22 protein-coding genes are annotated in these 22,710 nt (G+C 65.3%); 17 read left to right on the top strand and 5 right to left on the bottom strand.

The features are described from left to right. Positions 1-102 precede the first annotated feature (102 nt). The 4 genes from AC1RL5_RS31390 (at position 103) to AC1RL5_RS31375 (ending at position 6,450) form a co-directional block, all read left to right on the top strand. A complete protein-coding gene (locus AC1RL5_RS31390) occupies positions 103-1,440 on the top strand; it encodes a lysine N(6)-hydroxylase/L-ornithine N(5)-oxygenase family protein (protein ID WP_072452499.1) in 1,338 nt (445 codons plus the stop codon). A gap of 548 nt (positions 1,441-1,988) precedes the next feature. After that, positions 1,989-4,754, top strand: a complete 2,766-nt coding sequence (mgtA, locus tag AC1RL5_RS31385) for a magnesium-translocating P-type ATPase (RefSeq protein ID WP_492590182.1) — start codon at positions 1,989-1,991, stop codon at positions 4,752-4,754. Positions 4,755-4,958: 204 nt separating this feature from the next. Beyond that, positions 4,959-5,675, top strand: a complete 717-nt coding sequence (locus AC1RL5_RS31380) for an MgtC/SapB family protein (RefSeq protein WP_015636409.1) — start codon at positions 4,959-4,961, stop codon at positions 5,673-5,675. 328 nt (positions 5,676-6,003) lie between these two features. Continuing rightward, positions 6,004-6,450 carry an ANTAR domain-containing protein gene (locus tag AC1RL5_RS31375; RefSeq protein WP_072452503.1) on the top strand — a complete coding sequence of 149 codons (447 nt, stop codon included), beginning with the start codon at positions 6,004-6,006 and terminating at the stop codon, positions 6,448-6,450. Between the two features lie 76 nt (positions 6,451-6,526). Here AC1RL5_RS31375 and dkgB read toward each other — a convergent pair whose 3' ends face one another. Further along, entirely contained in the window at positions 6,527-7,330 is an 804-nt protein-coding gene (dkgB, locus tag AC1RL5_RS31370) for a 2,5-didehydrogluconate reductase DkgB (protein WP_210693313.1), read from the bottom strand. 221 nt (positions 7,331-7,551) lie between these two features. After that, complete coding sequence (locus AC1RL5_RS31365) at positions 7,552-8,460, bottom strand: LysR substrate-binding domain-containing protein (protein ID WP_072452507.1); 909 nt, start codon at positions 8,458-8,460, stop codon at positions 7,552-7,554. Positions 8,461-8,557: 97 nt separating this feature from the next. Between AC1RL5_RS31365 and AC1RL5_RS31360 the strand changes: the two genes are divergently transcribed. From AC1RL5_RS31360 to AC1RL5_RS31320, 9 genes are all read left to right on the top strand, one after another. Beyond that, positions 8,558-9,433: a pirin family protein gene (locus AC1RL5_RS31360; RefSeq protein ID WP_072452509.1), complete on the top strand. Its 876-nt coding sequence runs from the start codon at positions 8,558-8,560 to the stop codon at positions 9,431-9,433. Positions 9,434-9,579: 146 nt separating this feature from the next. Further along, positions 9,580-10,206: an isochorismate family cysteine hydrolase YcaC gene (ycaC, locus tag AC1RL5_RS31355; RefSeq protein WP_011062354.1), complete on the top strand. Its 627-nt coding sequence runs from the start codon at positions 9,580-9,582 to the stop codon at positions 10,204-10,206. Between the two features lie 133 nt (positions 10,207-10,339). Further along, positions 10,340-11,782 (top strand): mechanosensitive ion channel domain-containing protein, encoded by a 1,443-nt coding sequence (locus AC1RL5_RS31350; RefSeq protein ID WP_492590184.1) that lies wholly within the window; start codon positions 10,340-10,342, stop codon positions 11,780-11,782. A 346-nt stretch (positions 11,783-12,128) separates the two neighbouring features. Beyond that, positions 12,129-13,301, top strand: coding sequence for an acyl-CoA dehydrogenase family protein (locus AC1RL5_RS31345; RefSeq protein WP_492590186.1), 1,173 nt, complete (start codon positions 12,129-12,131; stop codon positions 13,299-13,301). After that, on the top strand, positions 13,298-14,491 hold the full coding sequence (locus AC1RL5_RS31340; protein ID WP_262212547.1) for an acyl-CoA dehydrogenase family protein: 1,194 nt from the start codon (positions 13,298-13,300) through the stop codon (positions 14,489-14,491). The genes AC1RL5_RS31345 and AC1RL5_RS31340 overlap by 4 nt, the downstream gene beginning before the upstream one ends. 15 nt (positions 14,492-14,506) lie before the next feature. Then, positions 14,507-15,289 (top strand): SDR family oxidoreductase, encoded by a 783-nt coding sequence (locus AC1RL5_RS31335; RefSeq protein ID WP_492590188.1) that lies wholly within the window; start codon positions 14,507-14,509, stop codon positions 15,287-15,289. Between the two features lie 2 nt (positions 15,290-15,291). Beyond that, entirely contained in the window at positions 15,292-15,750 is a 459-nt protein-coding gene (locus AC1RL5_RS31330) for a MaoC family dehydratase (protein ID WP_072452519.1), read from the top strand. A gap of 31 nt (positions 15,751-15,781) precedes the next feature. Beyond that, positions 15,782-16,984, top strand: a complete 1,203-nt coding sequence (locus AC1RL5_RS31325; RefSeq protein ID WP_342402311.1) for an acetyl-CoA C-acyltransferase — start codon at positions 15,782-15,784, stop codon at positions 16,982-16,984. Between the two features lie 9 nt (positions 16,985-16,993). Then, positions 16,994-17,377 carry a steroid Delta-isomerase gene (locus AC1RL5_RS31320; RefSeq protein WP_072452523.1) on the top strand — a complete coding sequence of 128 codons (384 nt, stop codon included), beginning with the start codon at positions 16,994-16,996 and terminating at the stop codon, positions 17,375-17,377. A 45-nt stretch (positions 17,378-17,422) separates the two neighbouring features. Here the strand turns inward: AC1RL5_RS31320 and AC1RL5_RS31315 are convergent, their stop codons facing one another. Together AC1RL5_RS31315 and AC1RL5_RS31310 are read right to left on the bottom strand one after the other, a co-directional pair. Then, a complete protein-coding gene (locus AC1RL5_RS31315; RefSeq protein ID WP_072452526.1) occupies positions 17,423-17,893 on the bottom strand; it encodes an SRPBCC family protein in 471 nt (156 codons plus the stop codon). 63 nt (positions 17,894-17,956) lie between these two features. Continuing rightward, positions 17,957-18,733, bottom strand: a complete 777-nt coding sequence (locus AC1RL5_RS31310) for an SDR family oxidoreductase (protein ID WP_072452528.1) — start codon at positions 18,731-18,733, stop codon at positions 17,957-17,959. A gap of 160 nt (positions 18,734-18,893) precedes the next feature. On the opposite strand from AC1RL5_RS31310, the gene AC1RL5_RS31305 reads away from it, so the two are divergent. From AC1RL5_RS31305 to dmpG, 4 genes are read left to right on the top strand one after another with little or no spacing between them, the layout of a single operon-like run. Then, the gene (locus AC1RL5_RS31305; protein WP_072452530.1) at positions 18,894-19,721 is read left to right on the top strand and encodes an alpha/beta fold hydrolase; all 828 of its coding nucleotides are present in this window, start codon (positions 18,894-18,896) and stop codon (positions 19,719-19,721) included. After that, complete coding sequence (locus tag AC1RL5_RS31300; RefSeq protein ID WP_072452533.1) at positions 19,718-20,509, top strand: fumarylacetoacetate hydrolase family protein; 792 nt, start codon at positions 19,718-19,720, stop codon at positions 20,507-20,509. The genes AC1RL5_RS31305 and AC1RL5_RS31300 overlap by 4 nt, the downstream gene beginning before the upstream one ends. Positions 20,510-20,526: 17 nt before the next feature. After that, positions 20,527-21,435, top strand: coding sequence for an acetaldehyde dehydrogenase (acetylating) (locus AC1RL5_RS31295; protein ID WP_492590190.1), 909 nt, complete (start codon positions 20,527-20,529; stop codon positions 21,433-21,435). A gap of 13 nt (positions 21,436-21,448) precedes the next feature. Next, on the top strand, positions 21,449-22,483 hold the full coding sequence (gene dmpG, locus AC1RL5_RS31290; RefSeq protein WP_072452537.1) for a 4-hydroxy-2-oxovalerate aldolase: 1,035 nt from the start codon (positions 21,449-21,451) through the stop codon (positions 22,481-22,483). A 36-nt stretch (positions 22,484-22,519) separates the two neighbouring features. Here dmpG and AC1RL5_RS31285 read toward each other — a convergent pair whose 3' ends face one another. Further along, a complete protein-coding gene (locus AC1RL5_RS31285; RefSeq protein ID WP_176876786.1) occupies positions 22,520-22,681 on the bottom strand; it encodes a hypothetical protein in 162 nt (53 codons plus the stop codon). Positions 22,682-22,710: the final 29 nt, after the last annotated feature.

Genomic DNA, 22,710 nt, shown 5'->3' with positions numbered 1-22,710 from the left:
CGTCCCTACTCAACAGACGATCTGCTGTCCTGCATGGGCCAGTCGGGTCACCGTGACACTTTATCCCCCGCGTTGAGGCGGTTTATCCAGAGGACACTGGAAATGACACAGGCAATTGCATCGGCCCACGTTCACGATTTGATCGGTATCGGTTTCGGCCCCTCGAACCTGGCGCTGGCCATTGCGCTGGAGGAGCGCGGGCAGGAGCACGGTCCGCTGGACGCGTTGTTCCTCGACAAGCAGGCTGACTATCGCTGGCACGGCAATACCCTGGTAACCCAGAGCGAACTGCAGATTTCCTTCCTCAAGGACTTGGTGACCCTGCGCAACCCCACCAGCCCCTATTCCTTCGTCAACTACCTCAAGCACCACGGGCGCCTGGTGGACTTCATCAACCTGGGCACCTTCTATCCATGCCGCATGGAGTTCAACGACTACCTGCGCTGGGTGGCCGGGCACTTCCAGGAACACAGCCGCTACGGAGAAGAAGTGCTGGCCATCGAGCCAGTGCTGCACAACCAGCAGGTCGAGGCGTTGCGGGTGATTTCCCGGGATGCCCAGGGCAGCGAACTGGTGCGCACCACCCGTTCGGTGGTGGTCAGTGCCGGCGGCACGGCGCGGGTTCCGGAAACCTTCAAGGCGCTCAAGGGCGATGCGCGGGTGTTCCACCATTCCCAGTACCTGGAACGCATGGCCAGCCAGCCCTGTGTCAGTGGCAAACCGATGAACATCGCCATCATCGGCGGCGGGCAGAGCGCGGCAGAAGCCTTCATCGACCTCAACGACAGTTTCCCTTCGGTGCAGGCCGACATCATCATGCGCGGTTCGGCACTCAAGCCGGCGGATGACAGCCCGTTCGTCAACGAAGTGTTCTCCCCGGCCTTCACCGACCTGGTGTTCCAGCAGACTGGCAGCGAGCGCGAGCGCCTGGTCAGCGAATATCAGAACACCAACTATTCGGTGGTGGACATCGACCTGATCGAGCGCATTTACGGGATTTTCTACCGGCAGAAGGTTTCCGGCATCGCGCGCCACACCTTCCGCACCATGACCACGGTGGAGAAGGCCACCGCTACCGACCTGGGCATCGAACTGATCCTGCGCAACAGTGCCAGCGGCGAGCGCGAAGTGCGTCACTACGATGCGGTGGTGCTGGCCACCGGCTACGAGCGGCAGATGCATCGTCAACTGCTGGCGCCGCTGCAGGCCTACCTGGGTGACTTCGAGGTGGACCGCAATTACCGCCTGGTGACCGACGAACGCTGCAAGGCCGGCGTCTACATGCAGGGCTTCAGCCAGGCCAGCCATGGCCTGAGCGACACCTTGCTGTCGGTGTTGCCGATCCGTGCCCAGGAGATTGCCGATTCGCTCTACGAACACGGCAAGAGCCGCGGTCACAGCCGTTCGGTGCGTGACATGCTGCTGGCCACCGCCAGCTGATCGGCGCCACCTCCGTTCTTGCGGACCTCTTCGCCGGCAAGCCGGCTCCTGCCATTCGGGGTTATCCCGGGTGTTTTTTGTAGGAGCCGGCTTGCCGGCGAAGGCATTCCTGAACCTTGGCTGAAGAACTTTTCGATTCCCTCTGCCAGGGTTTCCCTCCGGTTTACTCTGCAAATAGTGCGGCGTAAGCTGCGCGCGTTTTCAATCAGTGGAGGCCCAGTGTGGGTACTTGTTCGAGTGACAGGAGTCGGCCGGTTTCAGTAACCGGCGCAGTCCCGGCAAGATAGCGCGCAGCCTTTTTCCTGCCGCTGTCTCGCTGTCCAGCGAGATGCGGCATCCCGATCGTGAACCTCTGTGGTTCGCTTCCCGACGCCACTTCCTGGCGACTTCTATTTCCCCTTCGACCCGGCCGGCTGCCGTGTCGTGGAGGCATCGACGCGCAGGTCCAGGACCTGCGGATCAGGCATGCATGGAGGATTACCCTCCGGCAACGCCCGATCGTACCTGCCTGCGGTTTTCCCTACGCCGTTGCTGCAGGAGTCATCACCATGAAGCTCACCCTGTTGAAAGAGTTCTTTGCCGGCTTCCTGCGAACCCGGCATTTCGCCCGGCACTTCCGCCGCCTGGCGCTGCTGGAAAGTTTCAGCGACGCCAGCGTCAGCCGCGACGTGCCGCCGACCCTGGCGCAAACCCTGGTGGCCGCGGCCAACAGCGACGCCGCGCAACTGCTCGACCGGCTCGGCAGCCACACCGACGGCCTGAGCACCGAGGAGGCCGATGCCCTGCGTGAGCGTCACGGCCTCAACGAGGTCGAGCACGAGCAGGCGCTGCCCTGGTGGACCCACCTGTGGCACTGCTACAAGAACCCCTTCAACCTGCTGCTGACCCTGCTGGCGGTGATTTCCTGGCTGACCGAAGACATGAAGGCGGCCACGGTGATCTTCTCCATGGTGGTGCTTTCGACCCTGCTGCGCTTCTGGCAGGAGGCCAAGTCGAACAAGGCTGCCGATGCCCTCAAGGCCATGGTCAGCAATACCGCCACGGTCATGCGCCCAGGGTCGGCGCCCCAGGCCGCGCCGATGCTCGGCCGCCTGCTGGGGGCCGCCGCCGAGGTCAAGGGCGCTCAGCGCATCGAGTTGCCGATCAAGCAACTGGTGCCCGGCGACCTGATCGTGCTCTCGGCCGGCGACATGATTCCCGCCGACTGCCGGGTGCTCAGCGCCAAGGACTTGTTCGTCAGCCAGGCGGCCATGACCGGCGAATCCATGCCGGTGGAGAAATTCCCCCGCCAGCAGGACGCCGACACCAGCAACCCCCTGGACCTGGACAACATCCTGTTCATGGGCACCAACGTGGTCTCCGGTTCCGCCACGGCGGTGATCCTGACCACCGGCAACAGCACCTATTTCGGCGCCCTGGCCCAGCGTGTCAGCGCCACCGACCGCGCGCCCACCTCGTTCCAGAGCGGGGTCAACAAGGTCAGCTGGCTGCTGATCCGCTTCATGTTCGTCATGGCGCCCCTGGTGCTGTTCATCAACGGCTTCACCAAGGGCGACTGGATGGAGGCGCTGCTGTTCGCCCTGTCGATCGCCGTCGGCCTGACCCCGGAAATGCTGCCGATGATCGTCACCTCGACCCTGGCCAAGGGCGCGGTGTTCCTGTCGCGCAAGAAGGTCATCGTCAAGCGCCTGGACGCGATCCAGAACTTCGGTGCCATGGACGTGCTGTGCACCGACAAGACCGGCACCCTGACCCAGGACAAGATCTTCCTGGCGCGGCACGTGGACGTCTGGGGCGAGGATTCCGACGACGTGCTGGAAATGGCCTACCTCAACAGCTACTACCAGACCGGGCTGAAGAACCTGCTGGACGTGGCGGTACTGGAGCACGTCGAGGTGCACCGCGAGCTCAAGGTCGGCACGGCATTCCAGAAGGTCGATGAAATTCCCTTCGATTTCACCCGTCGGCGCATGTCGGTAGTGGTGGCGGAACAGGACCGGCCGCACCTGCTGATCTGCAAGGGGGCGGTGGAGGAAGTGCTGGCGGTGTGCCGCAACGTACGCCATGGCGAAGCCGAGGAAGCCCTGACCGAGAGCCTGCTGGCGCGGATCCGCCAGGTGACCGCCGACCTCAACGAAGAGGGGCTGCGGGTGGTGGCGGTGGCCGCGCGGCCGATGATCGACGGGCGCGATACCTACAGCCTGGCGGACGAGTGCGAGCTGACCCTGATCGGCTACGTGGCGTTCCTCGACCCGCCCAAGGAAAGTACCGCGCCGGCCCTCAAGGCCCTGGCCGAACATGGCGTGGCGGTGAAAGTGCTGACCGGTGACAACGAACTGGTGACGGCGAAGATCTGCCGCGAAGTGGGCCTGGAGCAGCAGGGCCTGCTGATGGGCAACGACATCGAGCGCATGAGCGACGAGCAACTGGCCCAGGCGGTGGAAACCACCAACGTGTTCGCCAAGCTGACCCCGACCCACAAGGAGCGCATTGTCCGCCTGCTCAAGGCCAACGGCCACGTGGTGGGCTTCATGGGCGACGGCATCAACGACGCCCCGGCGTTGCGAACCGCCGACATCGGCATTTCCGTGGACAGCGCGGTGGACATCGCCAAGGAAGCGGCGGACATCATCCTCCTGGAAAAGAGCCTGATGGTGCTGGAGGAGGGCGTGCTGGAAGGGCGCCGGACCTTCGCCAACATGCTCAAGTACATCAAGATGACCGCCAGCTCGAACTTCGGCAACGTGTTCTCGGTGCTGGTGGCCAGTGCCTTCATTCCGTTCCTGCCGATGCTGCCGATGCACCTGCTGGTGCAGAACCTGCTGTACGACATTTCCCAGATCGCCATTCCCTTCGATAACGTCGATGAGGAAATGCTGAAAAAACCCCAGCGCTGGCAGCCGGCGGATGTGGGGCGGTTCATGCTGTTCTTCGGGCCTATCAGCTCGATCTTCGACATCACCACCTTTGCCCTGATGTGGTACGTGTTCGACGCCAATACCCCGGACCACCAGACGCTGTTCCAGTCCGGCTGGTTCGTGGTGGGGCTGCTGACCCAGACCCTGATCGTGCACATGATCCGCACGCCGAAGATTCCGTTTTTGCAGAGCCGCGCGGCCATGCCGTTGATGGTGATGACCGGCGTCATCATGGCGGTGGGGATCTTCCTGCCGATGGGCCCGCTGGCGCACTACGTCAAGCTGCAGGCGCTGCCGTCGCTGTACTTCGTGTTCCTGCCGCTGATCCTGCTGGCCTACATGGCCCTGACCCAGGCGGTGAAGGGCTTCTACGTGCGGCGCTTCGGCTGGCAGTAACGCTGCCCTGTAGGAGCCAGCTCGCTGGCGAAGGCTGTCTTGCCAGCGAAAGCTCCCCGGCGGGCTAAGGCGTCCTCACGGGCCTCTTCGCTGGCAAGCCAGCTCCTACGGTCAGCCGTGCATCACGGCAGGCCATGAGACGTTCATGGACCGCTGCTAGAGTCCTCTGGTGCCATTCATGCCCTTCGCTCAAGGACAGTCGCCATGCAAGCCCTGCACAACATCAACCTGGACTCGCTGATCGATACCCTGGTCAGCCTCAGCGCCGCCTTTATCCTCGGTGGCCTGATCGGCTTCGAACGCCAGTACCGCCAGCGCACCGCGGGTTTGCGCACCAATGTGCTGGTGGCGGTGGGGGCCGCGATCTTCGTCGATATGGCCAACCGCCTGGGGGGCGCCGAAGGGGCGGTGCGGGTGGTGGCCTACGTGGTCTCCGGTATCGGCTTTCTCGGCGCCGGGGTGATCATGCGCGAGGAGGGTAACGTCCGTGGGCTGAATACCGCCGCCACCCTCTGGGCCTCGGCGGCGGTGGGGGCCTGCGCCGGTGCCGACCTGATCCTCGAGGCACTGCTGGGCACCCTGTTCGTGCTGGCCGCCAATACCCTGCTGCGGCCCATCGTCAACAACATCAACCGCCAGCCCCTGGACGTGGTGTCCGCCGAGGTCACCAATATCGTCTACGTGATCGCCCATCGCTCGAAGCAGAAGGCAGTGTTCGCCCTGCTGGAAGCGGAGCTGGCGCGCTGCAACTACCCAGCCAGCGACGTTGATGTGCACGCCTTCGGTACGGAGGATGTGGAGATCGAGGCGACCCTGGCGACCACCTCGGTGGACGGTGACGAACTGGATGCGCTGGTGGCCCGGCTGTCCACATCGCCCTGGGTGCAGCAGGCGTTCTGGAGCCCGAGCACCACCGAATGAGCATTTTTCGCCTCCGCCCAGGGGAGGCATGAGATACGGCTCGGTTTCTCTCGGAAGGGGCTTACCGGACAACAAGACTTTTCCGCGGGCTGGCCCCTGCTAAAAACCGTGGCCGGTGGTTATGGTAGGGCACGGTTGCACAGCGGGGCTTGAGGACGAGCCGCGAGCGCCAGGCGTCCGGGGTAGAGCGCCGTCCACCGGGGCGCCCTCGGCAGCGACTTTCAGGTTGTTCCTAGAGCCAACCTCCACGCACTGGCTTAGCCTTCCAGCGGCCCGGGAGTAGGGCCGGTATTCGCAGTGCCGAAGTCTTGTCAGCAGGATCAGAAAAATGTCCAACAGAGCATTGCGCATATTGATTGCCGATGATCAGCACTTTCGTCGCATGCAGATCGAAAGAGCCCTGAATCAACTGAACTATTACCGAGTGGCCCCGGTGCACAGGCTGGAGGAACTGCTGACGCTGGTGGAGTATTCCTGCGAGTCGTTCGACCTGCTGATCATCAACGCCAACCTGGCTGTCCGCAGCGATTTCGACTTGCTGGCTTTCTGCCTGGACCACCCGCATATCGAGCAAGCCCTGATCTACGGCAGCCAGCATCTTGCCGCCACTTCCGGCAGCCGGTGGTGCAAGGTGCATGTCAGCCCGGCCGAATGGCCGGACAGCGCGGCGATCAAGCGCCTGATGCTGTGGGTGGACCCGCCATTGCCCGATGCCGCCGGGCCTTCCCGGCAGCGGCTGGCGCAATTGCATGGCCATTGGGGCAGCCCGAACTGACCGAGGTTTGCGCACCCCACGCCAAACGGCATCCCGAGGGATGCCGTTTGGCGTTTTTGTCAGCGCCGTTCGCGTTTCAGTCCCACTGCGGGGCAATGCCTGCCGGGCTGGTCAGGCGCTGGCCGCGCTCCAGGCCGGCGATGCTCTCAAGCTCCGCGCTGCTCAGGGTCAAGGCGCAGGCTGCGAGGTTGCCTTGCAGGTTGGCCCGGCGGGTGGAGGAGGGGATCACCGCATAGCCCGACTGCATGGCCCAGGCCAGCACCACCTGGGCCGGGGTGGCCTGGCGTGCCTGGGCGATCTGCAGGATCAGTGGGTCCTTGAGCACTTCGCCATAGGCCAGGGTCATGTAGGAGGTGATGTGAATGCCCTGGCTGCGGGCGAATTCCACCACCTTGCGGTTCTGCAGGTAGGGGTGCAATTCCACCTGGTGGCTGGCGATCTGCTCGGCCCCGACGGCATCAATGGCTTGCTGCAGCAAGGCATTGTTGAAGTTGGACACGCCGATCTGCCGGGTCAGGCCCTGGGTCTTGGCTTCCAGCAGCGCCTGCATGAACTCCGCCACCGGCACCTGGTTGTCTGGCGAGGGCCAGTGGATCAGGGTCAGGTCCAGGTAATCGGTGCGCAGCTTGTGCAGGCTTTCCTTGAGGCTGGGGATCAGGCGCTCCCGGGACAGGTTGGCGATCCAGATCTTGCTGGTGATGAACAGCTGGTCGCGGGGAATGCCGCTGGCGGCCACCGCGGCGCCGACATCGGCTTCGTTGTCGTAGATCTGCGCGGTATCGATGGCGCGATAGCCCAGTTCCAGGGCGCTGCTCAGGGAATCGATGAGCACCTGGCCCTGAAGGCGGAAGGTGCCGAGGCCAAAGGCGGGTACAGACATGGGTCACTCCGGGCATTGCAGTGGGATTGGCCGGCAGTATCCGTACCTGCGTCGCTGCGAAAAACCGCCGTCGGCACAAAGGAATATTGCCCCGCGTTCACGAATCCACCTGCCCCTGTAGGAACCCGCTTGCCGGCGAATCGCGCAACCCAGGCACGAACCCCACAGGGAGGCTGCCCAACCGCCACCGCCTGGCCGCTCCAGGCGCTTGCTTCTGAGCCTCAGGCCATGTCGCTGTGGCTGAATTCCTCCCCGAGAAAGTCGATCAGGCTGCGTACCGAAGGCAGCAGCCCTCGGCGTGAGGGGAAGATCGCATGCACGATGCCGCACCTTGGCGCCCAGTCGGGCACCAGTTCCAGCAGTCGCCCGGTCTCCAGGTCTTCACGCACCACCACCTTGGGCAGGTGGGCGATGCCGATGCCCGCCAGTACTGCATGGCGCAGCGCCAGCAGGTCGTCGGTGACCATCCGCGGTCGGTGGCGGATCAGCGCCTCGGCGCCGTCCGGGCCCAGCAATTGCCATTGATATTCACGTTGTGCCGCCCCCCAGTGCACGCTCGGCAAACCGCTGAGGTCGGCCGGTGTTGCCGGGCCCGACAGGCGCTGGAGAAAATCCGGGTGGCCCACCAGGCACTGGGTGCTGTTGCCCAGCACCTTCATCACCAGGTCGGTGTTTTCCAGGGGCGGGAAGCGCACCCGCAGGGCGATGTCGAAGCCCTCGTGGATCAGGTCGACCCGGCGGTTGGTGCTCTCGATGAACAGTTCCACCAGGGGGTACTTGAGCATGAAGCGGGTAAGCATCGGCCCCACCCAGGAATTGAGCAGGGCAGTGGGGCAGGCCACGCGTACCAGCCCCTGGGGTTCGGAGCGGTTGCGTTCTATGACTTCCGCCGCGCCCTCGGCTTCCACCCGCATGGCCAGGCAGCGCTGGTAGTACTCCTGGCCGATCTCGGTCAGCGAACAGTGGCGGCTGGTGCGATGGATCAGGCGCACTCCAAGGCGTTCCTCCAACTGGGAAATCCGCCGGCTGAGCTTGGACTTGGGCATGTCCAGGGCCCGTCCCGCGGCGGCAAAGCCACGGTGCTCCACCACCTGGGTGAAGTAGTAGAGGGTGTTCAGATCTTCCAAGATCGTTCTCCAGATAGAACGCTAAGGGTGATTTTTGCAGTCTAGCGCGGCAAAGGTCTGAGTTTTAAGGTGTGTCCATCAGATAGTTCTGGAGGACGACATGAAAAACATCATCGGCATCTACACCAGTCCACGGCCCCATTGGGTCGGTGACGGCTTCCCGGTCCGTACCCTGTTTTCCTACGACAACCTGGGCCAGCACATCAGCCCGTTCCTGCTGCTGGATCACGCCGGCCCCGCGCAGTTCAGCCCCACCAGCGCCCGGCGCGGCGTCGGCCAGCACCCCCATCGCGGTTTCGAAACCGTAACCATCGTCTATGACGGCGAGGTGGAACACCGGGATTCCACCGGCAGCGGCGGCAAGATCGGCCCTGGCGATGTGCAGTGGATGACCGCGGCCTCGGGGATCCTCCATGAGGAGTTTCATTCCACGGACTTCGCCCAACGTGGCGGCAACCTGGAAATGGTCCAGTTGTGGGTCAACCTGCCGGCGAAGGACAAGCTCGCGGCGCCCGGTTACCAGACCATCGTTGCGGCGGACATCCCGCAGGTCCCGCTGCCGGGCAATGCCGGCAGCCTGCGCCTGATCGCCGGCGAGTTCGATGGCCACCGGGGCCCTGCACGGACCTTCACCCCGATCGACGTCTGGGACATCCGCCTGCAAGCCGGCAAGCACCTGGACCTGCCTCTGCATTCGGGGCGTAACAGCGCCCTGGTGGTATTGCGCGGCACGGTGCAGGTCAATGGCCAGGAGCTGGTGCGCGAAGGTCAGCTGGCGCTGCTGGAGCGTGACGGCCAGGACATCAGCCTGGAGGCCAACAACGACGCGATCGTGCTGTTGCTCAGCGGCGAGCCCATCGACGAACCCATCGTCGGCCACGGCCCGTTCGTGATGAACAGCGAAGAAGAGATTCATCAGGCTTTCGTCGATTTCCAATCGGGACGCTTCGGCCAGATGGACGCAACCGGTCACTGACCGGTTGCACTGGCGCGGCGGGCATCGGCCACCAGGCTTTGCCAGTCGTGCGCAACTCCCCGGCGCCCGCCGTTACCCCGGCGGAGCGTGCCACGGGTTTCATCCAAGCCGGGTCTTCCGGCATCGATCATTAGCGAGGACTTCACATGACCACTGCATACAAGCGTCTGGACAAGGATAACGCCGCCGTACTGCTGGTAGACCACCAGGCCGGCCTGCTGTCGCTGGTCCGCGATATCGAGCCCGATCGTTTCAAGAACAACGTGCTGGCCCTGGCCGACCTGGCCAAGTACTTCAAGTTGCCGACCATCCTCACCACCAGTTTCGAAACCGGCCCCAACGGCCCGCTGGTGCCGGAGCTCAAGGCGCTGTTCCCCGACGCGCCGTACATCGCCCGCCCGGGCCAGATCAATGCCTGGGACAACGAGGACTTCGTCAAGGCGATCAAGGCCACCGGCAAGAAGCAACTGATCATCGCCGGCGTGGTTACCGAAGTGTGCGTGGCGTTCCCGGCGCTCTCGGCCCTGGAAGAAGGCTTTGAAGTCTTCGTGGTCACCGACGCTTCCGGCACCTTCAATGCCCTGACTCGCGATTCGGCCTGGAACCGCATGTCCAATGCCGGCGCCCAGTTGATGACCTGGTTCGGCCTGGCCTGCGAGCTGCACCGCGACTGGCGCAACGACATCGAGGGCCTGGGCACCCTGTTCTCCAACCACATCCCCGACTACCGCAACCTGATGACCAGCTACAACACCCTGACCCAGGGCCAGTAATCCCTGAGTCGCGGCGGGCCCTGCGCCCGTCGCCCGATCCCGGCCCGGGGCGCACGCCCCGGGCTTTTCCAGCTATACCTGCTCCTGCGTCTTTCGTGCGATCGTGCCGTCTTCGTCATGCCGGAGTGCCTCGATGTCTTCCCTGTTCAGCGATCATCCGTTGTTGGCCGCGCTGTTCCTGCTGTTCCTGGATATGCTGCTCTGGCGCCTGATCGGCAGCCGTGGCGACTACTGGAAGCTGGCGGTACGGGTGCTGATCTTTTCCCTCTACAGCCTGATGCTGTTCAACCAGGGCATGAACCCGATGCAGGCCGCGCCCTGGCCCGACGACGTGCCCCTGCACCTGGCCGCCACCGGCCTGGAAATTGGCTGGTGGCTGTTTGGCGCGCGGACCCTGACGGTGTTGCTGGGCACCCTGATGATGCAGCGGGTGGGGCATACCGGGCGCCTGCTGCAGGACCTGATGGGCGCGGTGATCTTCCTCATCGCCATCATCGCCGCCCTGGCCTATGTGCTGGAACTGCCGGTCAAGGGCGTGCTGGCCACCTCCGGGGCCTTGGCGATCATCGTCGGCCTGGCCCTGCAAAGCACCCTCAGCGACCTGTTTTCCGGGATCGTCCTCAACACCACCAAGCCCTACCAGATCGATGACTGGATCGCCATCGACGGCACCGAGGGGCGGGTGCTGGACATCGACTGGCGCGCCACTCGGCTGCAGACCTCCCAAGGCAGCATGGTGGTGATCCCCAACTCCCTGGCGTCCAAGGCCAAGATCACCAATTTCAGCCGGCCGGTGGATGTTCATGGCCTGTCGGTGAGCTTGCAGGTCAGCCCCCACGCGCGCCCGCAGAAAGTCATCGAGGCCCTGGAGCGGGCCACCCTGGGCTGCCGCCTGCTGTTGAGTACCCCGGCGGCCAGCGTGGCGATGAAGAGCACCAGCAGCAGTGGCGCGGAATACGAGATCAGCGGTTTTGTCGCCGACATGGGGCACAAGCGCGAGGTGCGCAACCAGCTGTTCGACCTGGCCTTCCGCCATTTGCAGGCCAGCGGCATCGGCCTGCTGTCCGCCGCCGAGCCGGCCCAGGCGGCGACCCTGTCGCGGCCCCGGGTACTGCTGGACGCCTCGAGCATCTTTTCCACCCTGCGCCAGGATGAGAAGGACACCTTCAGCCAGAACATGCACCTGCAGACCTACCGTGCCGGCGAGACCATCCTGGCCCAGGGCGAGGTCAGCGATCACCTGTTCATCATCGAATCCGGAGTGGTTTCGGTGACCATGCAACGCGACGGCAAGCCCTTCGAGGCCGGGCGCATGGGGCCGGGTGAGGTCATCGGCGAAGCCGGCGTGGTGGCCGAGCAAGCCACAGTGGCTCAGTTTGCGGCCAAGACCTTCTGCAGCCTCTACCGCATCGACAACGAGTTCATCAAGCCCTGCCTGGATGCGCGCCACGACATCAACGAGGCCATGAAGAACCTCCTGGATTTTCGCCGGCACATGGCCCAGACCCTGTCCCAGGCTGCGCCCAAGCCAGTGCCCAGGAAGGGTTTCCTGCAATGGCTGCGCAGCCGCACCTGAGGCGCCGGCCACCCCAAGCCCCGACCCGGCCCTGGCCTGACAATATCCCTGACATCGCCGCGTCTGCGCGCAGCCGTTCGCCGCCTGCGGCAGCGGCTACAAAAATCGCCGATCGGCCCTGGCCCTGTAGCCGCTGCTGAGCCTGCGAAGCTGCGAAAAGGCCCGCAGGGCCTTGCCTGGCGATGGCCTGGACCGAAGTCATGAGCCGGCATGCCTGGATAGCCTGTTCGCGCATCGTCCATTCGGACTAGGCAAGGCTGACGATTATTCCTCGAGCGCGACTCGCCATAGTGGCTTGCGGCGCGGGTGTTGCCACCCGCCACCTTCAGCAAGCAAGGCGTGAGCGATGGACTTTGCATTCAGCGACGAGCAGGAAATGATTCGTGCGTCGGCCGAGGAGTTTCTCGCCGACGTTTCCACCACCGGCGCCGTGCGTGCGGCCATGGCCAGCGAGCTGGGATATGACCCGGCGCTGTGGCAACGCCTGTGCCGGGACCTGTGCTGGCCGGCAATTCATATTCCCGAAGAGTACGGCGGCCTGGGGCTGGGGTTCGTCGAGCTGGCGATCCTCCTGGAGCAGATGGGGCGCCGGCTGTTGTGCTCGCCATTCTTCGCCACCGCCTGCCTGGCCACTCCGGCCCTGCTTCTGGGAGCCTCGGCGGCGCAGAAGCAACGCTGGCTGCCGCGGATCGCCGAAGGTTCGCTTACCGCGACACTGGCCAGCAGCAGCGGCAATGGCTGGGGCGCAGGGCAGGTACAGGTCAGTGCGCTGGCCGAAGGCGATGGCTACCTCCTCGATGGGGTGCTCGAACATGTGCCCGATGGCCACAGCGCGCAGCTGTTGATCATTGCCGCGCGCCACCCGCACAGCGTGGGCACCGACGGGATCAGCCTGTTCGCGGTGGAGGCCGGGCACCTGGCGATCCAGCGCCGGAGCCTGCCGACCCTGGACCAGACCCGGCGCCTGGGGCGCATCGAGCTGCGTCAGCTGTACCTGCCCGCAGAGCACCTGCTGGGGGACTACGGCACGGCCTGGCCGGTACTCGAACGGGTCTTGCAACTGGCCTGCATTGTCCAGGCGGCAGAGCAGGTCGGTGGTGCCCAGCAGGTCCTCGACCTGACTTTGGCTTACATGCAGGAGCGTCGCCAGTTTGGCCGTCCGATCGCCAGCTTCCAGGCCCTCAAACACCGCGCCGCCGACCTGATGCTGCAACTGGAGTGTGCCCGTTCGGCCAGCTACTACGCCGCTTGCGTGGGGCAAGAGGTGCTGGCCCCGGCAGGCGACGCCAAGGTGGCGGAGGAGTTGCCATTGGCCGCGGCCCTGGCCAAGGCCCAGTGCTCGGAAAGCTATTACCAGTGCGCTGCCGAATCGATCCAGTTGCACGGCGGCGTCGGTTTCACCTGGGAATACGATCCGCACCTGTACTTCAAGCGTGCCCGGGCCAGCGAGGCCTTTCTTGGCTCACCGGCGCTGCACCGCGAACTGATCGCCACACGGATTTTGGGGGAACAGCCATGAAGATCGGTTTCAGCCAAGAGGACGAGGCGTTTCGCCAGGAGGTGGCGCAGTGGCTGGCGGCCAACCTGTGCGGTGAGTTTGCCGCCCTGCGTTTTCGCGGCGGTCCGGGGGACGAGCACAGTTTTCCCGAGGCGCGCAAAGCCTGGGAGCGGCGCCTTGCCGAGGGGCGCTGGACCTGTGTCGGCTGGGCCGCGGAGCATGGCGGGCGCGGCCTGTCCATCAGCCGGCAGGTGATCTTCCATGAAGAATATGCCCGCGCCGGAGGGCCCGGACGCATGGGCCATATCGGCGAGGGCCTGGCGGGGCCGACCATCGCCGCCTTCGGCAACGAAGAACAGCAGCGCCGCCTGTTGCCGGGTATCCGCAATGGCACAACGTTCTGGTGCCAGGGCTATTCAGAGCCCGATGCCGGCTCCGATCTGGCCAACGTCAAGACTCGGGCCAGCCAGGACCCGGCGAGCGGCGACTGGTTGATCAAGGGGCAAAAGGTCTGGACCTCCCTGGCTCACGAAGCGGATTGGTGCTTTGTCCTGGCCCGCACCGAAGCCGGCAGCGTCGGCCATCAAGGGTTGTCGTTCCTGCTGGTGCCCATGGCTCAGCCCGGCGTGCTGGTACGCCCCATCGAACAGATGACCGGCACCTCGGAGTTCAACGAGGTGTTTTTCGATGACGCCCGTACCGCAGCCCAGAACATCGTCGGCCGTCCGGGCGAGGGCTGGAAGATCGCCATGGCTCTGCTGGGCTTCGAGCGCGGGGTTTCCACCCTGGGCCAGCAGATGCAGTTCCACAACGAATTGCAGCGGATCATCGATATTGCCCGCGGCAATGGCGCGGCCCGCGATCCGTTGCTGCGCCAGCGCCTGGCCGAGGCCTGGTGCGGCCTGCGGACCATGCGCTACAACTCGCTGCGCATGCTCAGCGGCCCCCAGGACGGCAGCCTGAGCCGCGAGGCCAGCATCTACAAACTGTTCTGGTCCACCTGGCATGCGCGCCTCGGCAAACTGGCGATGGACGTGCTCGGCGCCGACGCCGAACTGCTACCGGGAGCGCCTTATGCGCTGAGCCCCGAGCAAGCGCTGTTCCTGTTCTCCCGTGCCGACATGCTTTACGGCGGCAGCAATGAAATCCAGCGCAACATCATCGCCGAGCGCGCCCTGGGCATGCCCCGGGAACCGCGCGCGGGTTCTTGATCGAGGAGTGTGTTCATGGCGGTTCCTGAATATGTAAAGGGCCACGGCCTGCTGCGGGGCAAGTCGGTGCTGATCACCGCGGCCGCCGGTGCCGGCATCGGCTATGCCGCGGCGTTGCGGGCGGCGGAGGAGGGCTGTCGGGCGTTGATGCTCAGTGACATTCATCCGGGGCGGCTGGCCGAGGCAGTGGCGGGCATTCGCCAGGCCACCGGGCTTGAGGCGGTGCACGGCGAGTTGTGCGACGTTGCCGACGAAGCCCAGGTCCGGCATCTGGTGGCCTGCGGCGAGCGCGAACTGGGCGGGGTCGACGTGCTGATCAACAACGCCGGCCTTGGCGGCTCGCGACGCTTGCTGGACATGCCTGACGCGGAGTGGCAGCGGGTGCTGGATGTGACCCTCACCGGGACCATGCGCATGACCCGGGCGATCCTCCCGGGGATGATCCACCGTGGTGCCGGGGTCATCGTAAACAACGCATCGGTGCTGGGGTGGCGGGCCCAGAAAGAACAGTCCCACTACGCCGCGGCCAAGGCCGGGGTCATGGCCCTGACCCGCTGCGCGGCGCTGGAAGCGGCTGAACACGGGATTCGTATCAACGCCGTCAGCCCGAGCATCGCCATGCACGACTTCCTGCGCCGCAGCGCACCGGCGGCGGTGCTTGAGCACCTGGCCGCCGGCGAAGCTTTCGGCCGCGCCGCCGAGGTCTGGGAAGTGGCCAACGTGATGATGTTCCTGGCCAGCGACTACAGCTCCTACATGACCGGGGAAGTGCTCTCGGTCTCCAGCCAGAGGGCCTGAACATGCCGCGGATCTTTGCCACTCCCGCTGCCCTTGCCGATGCCGTCGGCGAGGAGTTGGGCGTCAGTGACTGGCTGCTGCTGGAGCAGGGGCGCATTGACCTGTTCGCCGATGCCACCGGCGATCACCAATGGATTCACGTCGATCCGGTGCGGGCCGCCAGCGGGCCTTTTGGTGCCTGCATTGCACATGGCTACCTGAGCCTGGCCCTGGTCAACCTGTTCCTGCCGCAAATCGTCGAAGTCCGCGGGCTGGCGATGGGGGTCAATTATGGTTGCGATCGGGTGCGCTTCCCCGCGGTGATCAGCGTCGGCTCGCGGGTGCGCGGCAGTGCCCGGCTGGTGGCCGTGGAGCAGGTCAAGGGCGGGGTCCAGGCGACCCTGCGGGTCAGCGTCGAGATCCAGGGCCAGGAACGTCCTGGCTGCGTGGTCGACACCATCAGTCGTTACTACCCGGCCTGAACCGGCCAGTTGTCTATTCGAGGATCAGAGCATGAACCAAGCCGTCATCGTTTCCACCGCTCGCACACCGATCGGCAAGGCCTTTCGCGGTGCCTTCAACGACACCGAGGCACCTCGCATGGGTGGCCATGTGGTGCGCGAAGCGCTGCGCCGCGCCGGGGTCGAGCCCGGTGAAGTGGATGATGTGTTGATGGGCGCTGCTGCCCAGCAAGGCACTCAGGGCTACAACCTGGGACGCCTGTGCGCCATGGCCGCCGGCCTGCCCGCGACGGTGGCCGGGATGGCTCTGGATCGCCAGTGCGGCTCGGGGCTGATGAGCATCGCCACAGCGGCCAAGGGCATCATCTGCGATGAAATCGAGATTGCCGTGGCCGGTGGCCTGGAGTCGATTTCCCTGGTGCAGAACAGCCACAAGAACACCTACCGCAATCAGAGCGTGGCGGTGATCGAGCAAGACCCGCGAGCCTATATCCCGATGATTGAAACCGCCGAGATCGTCGCCCAACGCTACGGTATCTCGCGCCAGGCCCAGGATGCCTACAGCCTGGAGAGCCAACTGCGCACCGCCCGTGCCCAGGAGGCCGGGCGTTTCGATCGGGAGCTGGCGCCGATGAGCAGCCGCAAGGCGATCTTCGACAAGGCCAGCGGCGAAACCCGTTACGAAACCCTGACCCTGCAGCGTGACGAGTGCAATCGCAGCGACACCAGCCTGGCCAGCCTCAGCGCCCTGGAGCCGGTGTGGGGCGGTGGCGAGTGGTCCGGGCCCGGAAGCTTCATCACCGCCGGTAACGCTTCGCAGTTGTCCGACGGCGCTTCGGCCTCGGTGCTGATGAGTGCGCGGATGGCCGAGCGCCGCGGGCTGGAGCCCCTGGGTATCTACCGGGGGTTGGCGGTGGCCGGCTGCCACGCCGATGAAATGGGCATTGGCCCGATCTACGCGATTCCCAAGTTGCTCAAGCGTCACGGCCTGACGGTGGATCACATCGGCCTGTGGGAGTTGAACGAGGCCTTTGCCTGCCAGGTACTGCATTGCCGCGACACCCTGGGCATTCCCATGGAACGCCTGAACGTCAACGGCGGCGCCATTGCCCTGGGGCACCCGTTCGGCATGTCCGGGGCGCGCATGGTGGGTCACGCCCTGATCGAGGGCCAGCGCCGTGGCGTGCGTTATGTGGTGGTCAGCATGTGCATTGGTGGTGGCATGGGGGCCGCCGCCCTGTTCGAAGTGGTCTAGGAGGCAGTAATGATCAGTAGCGAACGAATCCAGGCGATCATGGCCGGCTACGTGCAAAAGGTGGATGCCGGCGACATCGAGGCGATTGTCGCGCTCTACGCCGAGGACGCCGTGGTGGAAGACCCGGTGGGCCAGCCAGCGTTGCGCGGCCTGGCTGCCATTGGCGACTTCTATCGCCAGGGGCTGGGCCAGATCAAGGTCGCAGCGACTCTCACCGGCCCGGTGCGGGCCACCCTCAATGGCTGCGGGGCAATGGCTTTTCGCGTCGATATGCTCTGGCAGGGCGAGCCCTGCTCGTTGCAGGTGATCGATGTCATGGAGTTCGACGAGCAGGGCCTGATCCGCTCGATGAAGGCGTACTGGGGCCCCGTCAACATCCAGCCGCAGGGCTGAAGGCCAGGGCGGCGGGGCGCCGTGTGCCTGCCTCGCCGCAACCTGCTACTTGAAGTCCGGATTCTGGGTGCGCCCGGTCTCGTAGAACGCCTTGAGATTCTCGGCGATCTGCCTCACTACCTGGTTCATGGCTTTGCCCAGCAAGCGTTCCACCAGGCGGCCGCCGTGCATCTGGTAATGCAGGCTGGTGATGACCCGGGTCGCGGGCCCGTCGCCCAGCAACTGATAGTGGAAGCATGCCTGGCGAAAGGGAAAGGGCGCACCGGCCTGTTCCCGGTGCAGACGCAGGGCAAAACCCTGGCCCTCCTGCCACTGCACCACGCTTTCATCCAGCCATTGCCCGCCTTTGCGAAATACCCGGCGGCTGGCGCCCACCTGCTGTTCCGGCCCCGGGTGCAGGCGGCAGCCGGTCAGCCCTGGAACATAATGCGGGGCCAGGCGCAGATCGCGCAGGATGGCCCAGGCAGTGGCGCTGTCGAGGTTGAGCAGGACACTGTGGCTGGCAATTGCGGACATTGATGCCTCCTGGAAACGTTGAGCGATCTGCCGCCAGCGGCGGCAGCGTTTGGCATACGGGGTTCAGGCCCGGGCCTGGGCCGCATCGAGAAAGGCCGGCCGCTCGCCGCCGCCATGCACCAGCAGATCGCTGCCGCTGACATAGCGGGCCAGGGGCGAGGCCAGGTACAGGCAGGCATCCCCGATGTCTTCGGGGCGGGCCAGGCGTTGCAGGGGAATGCCGGCGGCGACCCGTGCCAGGCTGGCGGCGTCGCCATAGTGCAAGGCTGCCTGCTCGGTGAGAATCAACCCGGCACTGAGGCTGTTGAGGCGCACCTTGGGGGCCCACTCCACCGCCAGTGAACGAGTCAGGCTCAACAGCCCCGCCTTGGCTGCGCCGTAGGCGGCGGTGCCGGGGGAGGGGCGACTGGCGCTGACACTGGCGATATTGATGATGCAGCCGCCTTCGGCCTGGGCCTGCATCACCCGATTGGCCTGCTGGCAGAGGTTCAATGGTGCCAGCAGGTTGAGGCGGATGATCGCCTCGCTGAAGCGCGGCGAGGCGCTGGCGGCCTCGGCATGAGGCGCACCCCCGGCATTGTTGACCAGCACATCGAGCCGGCCACAGCGCTCCAGCACCTGGTCGATCAGCGCCTGGGACTGCTCTGCCTGTCGCAGGTCGCAGGTGATGAACAGGGCCTTGCGTGCGGCGCAGGCGGGCACCTGCTCCGGAGCCTGGCGCCCGCAGATCAGCACCGTGGCGCCACAGTCCAGAAAGCGCTGGCTGATGCCGCGCCCAACGCCCTTGCCGCCGCCGGTGACCAGCACCACGCGGCCCTTGAAATCCATCGGATCGTGCATGCCTGCCTCGTTCTGGGCTGTTGTCGAGGCGTTGATCCTAGAGCGCGTGCCCTGGCCCTCCAACGTCCAAAGGGACTAGGTGGGCTAGTCCTGTCGGACGATGTTGCAGGCCCGTGGGCTGCCCACAATCGGCCCACTACAACAGGCCGGAGGACCGGAGATGAAGGCTTCAGCACAGGGGCGGACAGTGACGCTGCCTAACGGTATGCAACTGCATTACCAGGACATGGGCAGCGGCGATCCGGTGGTGTTCATCCACGGTAGCGGCCCGGGTGCCAGCGGCCATAGCAACTTCAAGGGCAACTACCCGGCGTTCGCCGCCGCCGGCTATCGCTGCATCGTTCCCGACCTGCCGGGCTACGGCGCCTCGGACAAACCGCTGGCCCAGTACACCCTGGACTTTTTCGTCGAGGCCCTGAGTGGCTTGCTCGATGCCCTGGACATTGGCCGCTGCGTGCTGATCGGCAACTCCCTGGGTGGCGCGATTGCCCTGCAACTGGCGCTGGACCAGCCACGGCGGGTCAGCCGCCTGGTGCTGATGGCCCCCGGTGGGTTGATGGACAAGGAGCAGTACTACCTGCGCATGGCCGGTATCCAGCAGATGGCCGCAGCGTTTGCCCAGGGGGAGTTGCGGAACGCCGCCGGCATGCGTCGCCTGCTGAGCCTGCAACTGTTCGACCCGAGCCTGATCAGCGACGAAACGGTCGCCGAGCGGGTCGCGGTGGTGCAGGAGCAACCCCAGGAGGTGCTGTCCACCATGCAGGTGCCGAACCTGACGGCGCGCCTGGCCGAGCTGAGTTGTCCGATCCTCGGTTTCTGGGGCGTCAACGATCAGTTCTGCCCGGCCTCCGGGGCGCAGACGTTGATGGAGCATTGCCGGCAGATCCGCATGCTGCTGCTCAGCGAATGCGGGCACTGGGTGATGGTTGAATACCGCCAGCTGTTCAACCGCCAGTGCCTGGACTTTCTTGCGGAGCCGCAGCCATGAGCCAGACCCTGCAACAGCAGTACGGCGAAGAGCTGTACCAGGCCCTGCGCCAGGGCCGGACCCTGGCACCGCTGACTGAACGCTGGCCGGCCATCAGCATCGAGGACGCCTACCAGATCTCGTTGTACGGCATCCAGCGGCGGGTGGCGGACGGCGATCGTATCGTCGGCAAGAAGATCGGCGTGACCTCGGCGGCGGTGCAACAGATGCTCGGCGTGCACCAGCCGGATTTCGGCTTTATCACCCAGGGCATGGCATTTGCCGACGGCGCGAGCATTTCCCTGTCGGGCAACCGCCTGATCCAGCCCCGGGCCGAGGGCGAGATCGCCTTCAAGCTCAAGCACGACCTGCTGGGCCCCGGCGTCACCGAGGCCCAGGTGCTGGCCGCCACCGAATGGGTGGCGCCGTGCTTTGAAATCGTCGATTCGCGGATTCACGACTGGCGCATCCGCATCCAGGACACCGTGGCCGACAACGCTTCCTGCGGGGTTTTCGTGCTCGGGGAGGAGCGGGCCGACCCACACCACCTGGACCTGCCCAACCTGCGCATGCAGGTGTTCAAGAACCGGTGCCTGATCAGCGAGGGGCTGGGTTCGGCAGTGCAGGGCAACCCCCTGACCGCGGTGGCCTGGCTGGCCAACACCCTGGGCGCTTTCGGGATTGCCTTCAAGGCCGGGGAAATCATTCTCTCCGGGTCCCTGGTGCCCCTGGAACCGGCCCGGGCCGGCGATCACTTTTCCTTGACCATCGATGGCCTGGGCAGTGCCCGGGTGTCGTTCTGCGCCTGACCCAAGGGGGTATGTGAATGAGCAAGAAACTCAAGGCGGCCATTATCGGCCCGGGCAATATCGGTACCGACCTGTTGCTCAAGATGTGCCGTTCAGAATGGATCGAACCGGTGTGGATGGTGGGTGTCGACCCGCAGTCCGCGGGCCTCGAACGCGCCCGGGAGCTGGGCATCAAGACCACCTCGGACGGGGTGGCCGGTTTGCTGCCTCATGTCCTGGACGACGATATTCGCATCGCCTTCGACGCCACCTCGGCCTATGTCCACGCCGAGAACAGCCGCCAGCTCAATGCCCTGGGGGTGATCATGATTGACTTGACCCCGGCGGCCATCGGCCCGTTCTGCGTGCCGCCGGTGAACCTGCAGCAACACGCCCAGAGCCTGGCGCTGAACGTCAATATGGTCACCTGTGGCGGCCAGGCGACCATCCCCATGGTGGCCGCGGTGGCCCAGGTGCAGCCGGTCAGCTACGGCGAGATTGTCGCCACCGTGTCTTCGGCCTCGGTGGGCCCGGGCACCCGGCAGAACATCGACGAATTCACTCGCACCACCGCCGAGGCTGTGCAGCGCATCGGTGGTGCCCGGCACGGCAAGGCGATCATCGTCATCAACCCGGCCGAACCTGCACTGATGATGCGCGACACCATCCACTGCCTGACCGACCAGGAGCCCGACCAGGCGGCGATCCGCGCCTCGGTGCTGCGCATGGTCAAGGAAGTGCAGCGCTATGTGCCGGGCTACAAACTGATCAACGGCCCGGTGTTCGACGGCAACCAAGTGAGCATCTACATCGAGGTCGAGGGGCTGGGGGATTTCCTTCCCAAGTCCGCCGGCAACCTCGACATCATGACCGCCGCCGGCTTGCGCACCGCCGAGATGTTTGCCGAAGAAGCCCACCGGGGCGCCCTGCAACTGCCTGTTCGTTGACCGGAGAATTGCCATGAATCTGCAAGGTAGAAGCGTTGTTCTGCACGACATGAGCTTGCGTGACGGCATGCACGCCAAGCGCCACCAGATCAGCCTGGAACAGATGATCTCGGTGGCCACCGGGCTCGACGCGGCGGGGGTGCCGCTGATCGAGATCACCCACGGCGACGGCCTTGGCGGCGCGTCGCTGAACTATGGCCTGCCGGCTCACAGCGACGAGGAGTATTTCGCCGCGGTGATTCCGCAGCTCAGACAGGCCAGGGTCTCGGCACTGCTGCTGCCGGGCATCGGCACCCTCGACCACTTGCGCATGGCCCACGAGCACGGGGTGAGCACGGTGCGGGTGGCGACCCACTGCACCGAGGCCGATGTCTCCAGCCAGCACATCGGCATGGCGGCGAAGATGGGCCTGGATACGGTGGGGTTCCTGATGATGGCGCACATGCTCAGCGCCGAGAAACTCCTGCAGCAGGCGCAACTGATGCAGAGCTACGGCGCCAACTGCATCTACTGCACCGACTCGGCGGGCTACATGCTGCCCGATGAAGTCAGCGAGAAGATCGGCGTGCTGCGCCAGGGGCTCAACCCCGGGACCGAGGTCGGTTTCCACGGCCACCACAACCTGGGCCTGGCGATCGCCAACTCCCTGGCGGCGATCGAGGCCGGGGCGGCGCGCATCGATGGTTCGGTGGCGGGGCTCGGTGCCGGGGCGGGCAATACGCCGTTGGAGGTGTTTGTGGCGGTGCTGGAGCGCATGGGTGTCAGCAGCGGGGTGGATCTGTACGCGATCATGGATGTCGCCGAAGACCGGGTGGTGCCCATGCTCGACCAGCCGATCCGGCTCGACCGTGATGCGCTGACGCTGGGGTACGCCGGGGTCTACAGCTCGTTTTTGCTGTTCGCCAAGCGTGCCGAGCGCAAGTACGGCATCTCGGCTCGCGAGCTGTTGGTGGAGCTGGGCCGGCGCGGCACCGTCGGTGGCCAGGAAGACATGATCGAAGACCTGGCGCTGACTCTGTCCCGGGCCCGTGGCGTACTGCCCACCTGATGCACAGGGCGCACCCTGGACGCCCACACCGGGGGTTCAGGGCAGCAGGCCGCGTACCTGGGGCGGATAGCAGGGATTGGCGGCGCACTGGCTGAGCATGCTGGCGGCACGGTAGGCCGGTTTCTTGAAGACCTGATAGGCGCCGGCACTGGTGCCGATGATGATGAACAGCAGCAGGCAAAGGGTGGATTTGCGCATGGCGAGCCTCCACGGCGGTGTTGTTCTTG

This window comes from Pseudomonas sp. GW822-FHT06D10, from assembly GCF_058799535.1.
This window is presented reverse-complemented; position numbering and strand designations above follow the sequence as displayed.

What these genes read in the sequence shown, in the direction of transcription:
- AC1RL5_RS31310 (WP_072452528.1), bottom strand. Translation starts at nt 18,733, where the DNA reads ATGCACGATCCGATGGATTTCAAGGGCCGCGTGGTGCTGGTCACCGGC.
- AC1RL5_RS31350 (WP_492590184.1), top strand. Translation starts at nt 10,340, where the DNA reads ATGTCTTCCCTGTTCAGCGATCATCCGTTGTTGGCCGCGCTGTTCCTG.
- AC1RL5_RS31330 (WP_072452519.1), top strand. Translation starts at nt 15,292, where the DNA reads ATGCCGCGGATCTTTGCCACTCCCGCTGCCCTTGCCGATGCCGTCGGC.
- AC1RL5_RS31360 (WP_072452509.1), top strand. Translation starts at nt 8,558, where the DNA reads ATGAAAAACATCATCGGCATCTACACCAGTCCACGGCCCCATTGGGTC.
- AC1RL5_RS31295 (WP_492590190.1), top strand. Translation starts at nt 20,527, where the DNA reads ATGAGCAAGAAACTCAAGGCGGCCATTATCGGCCCGGGCAATATCGGT.
- AC1RL5_RS31340 (WP_262212547.1), top strand. Translation starts at nt 13,298, where the DNA reads ATGAAGATCGGTTTCAGCCAAGAGGACGAGGCGTTTCGCCAGGAGGTG.
- mgtA (WP_492590182.1), top strand. Translation starts at nt 1,989, where the DNA reads ATGAAGCTCACCCTGTTGAAAGAGTTCTTTGCCGGCTTCCTGCGAACC.
- AC1RL5_RS31390 (WP_072452499.1), top strand. Translation starts at nt 103, where the DNA reads ATGACACAGGCAATTGCATCGGCCCACGTTCACGATTTGATCGGTATC.
- AC1RL5_RS31285 (WP_176876786.1), bottom strand. Translation starts at nt 22,681, where the DNA reads ATGCGCAAATCCACCCTTTGCCTGCTGCTGTTCATCATCATCGGCACC.
- AC1RL5_RS31315 (WP_072452526.1), bottom strand. Translation starts at nt 17,893, where the DNA reads ATGTCCGCAATTGCCAGCCACAGTGTCCTGCTCAACCTCGACAGCGCC.
- AC1RL5_RS31335 (WP_492590188.1), top strand. Translation starts at nt 14,507, where the DNA reads ATGGCGGTTCCTGAATATGTAAAGGGCCACGGCCTGCTGCGGGGCAAG.
- AC1RL5_RS31300 (WP_072452533.1), top strand. Translation starts at nt 19,718, where the DNA reads ATGAGCCAGACCCTGCAACAGCAGTACGGCGAAGAGCTGTACCAGGCC.
- AC1RL5_RS31320 (WP_072452523.1), top strand. Translation starts at nt 16,994, where the DNA reads ATGATCAGTAGCGAACGAATCCAGGCGATCATGGCCGGCTACGTGCAA.
- AC1RL5_RS31375 (WP_072452503.1), top strand. Translation starts at nt 6,004, where the DNA reads ATGTCCAACAGAGCATTGCGCATATTGATTGCCGATGATCAGCACTTT.
- AC1RL5_RS31345 (WP_492590186.1), top strand. Translation starts at nt 12,129, where the DNA reads ATGGACTTTGCATTCAGCGACGAGCAGGAAATGATTCGTGCGTCGGCC.
- AC1RL5_RS31305 (WP_072452530.1), top strand. Translation starts at nt 18,894, where the DNA reads ATGAAGGCTTCAGCACAGGGGCGGACAGTGACGCTGCCTAACGGTATG.
- dmpG (WP_072452537.1), top strand. Translation starts at nt 21,449, where the DNA reads ATGAATCTGCAAGGTAGAAGCGTTGTTCTGCACGACATGAGCTTGCGT.
- AC1RL5_RS31325 (WP_342402311.1), top strand. Translation starts at nt 15,782, where the DNA reads ATGAACCAAGCCGTCATCGTTTCCACCGCTCGCACACCGATCGGCAAG.
- ycaC (WP_011062354.1), top strand. Translation starts at nt 9,580, where the DNA reads ATGACCACTGCATACAAGCGTCTGGACAAGGATAACGCCGCCGTACTG.
- AC1RL5_RS31380 (WP_015636409.1), top strand. Translation starts at nt 4,959, where the DNA reads ATGCAAGCCCTGCACAACATCAACCTGGACTCGCTGATCGATACCCTG.
- dkgB (WP_210693313.1), bottom strand. Translation starts at nt 7,330, where the DNA reads ATGTCTGTACCCGCCTTTGGCCTCGGCACCTTCCGCCTTCAGGGCCAG.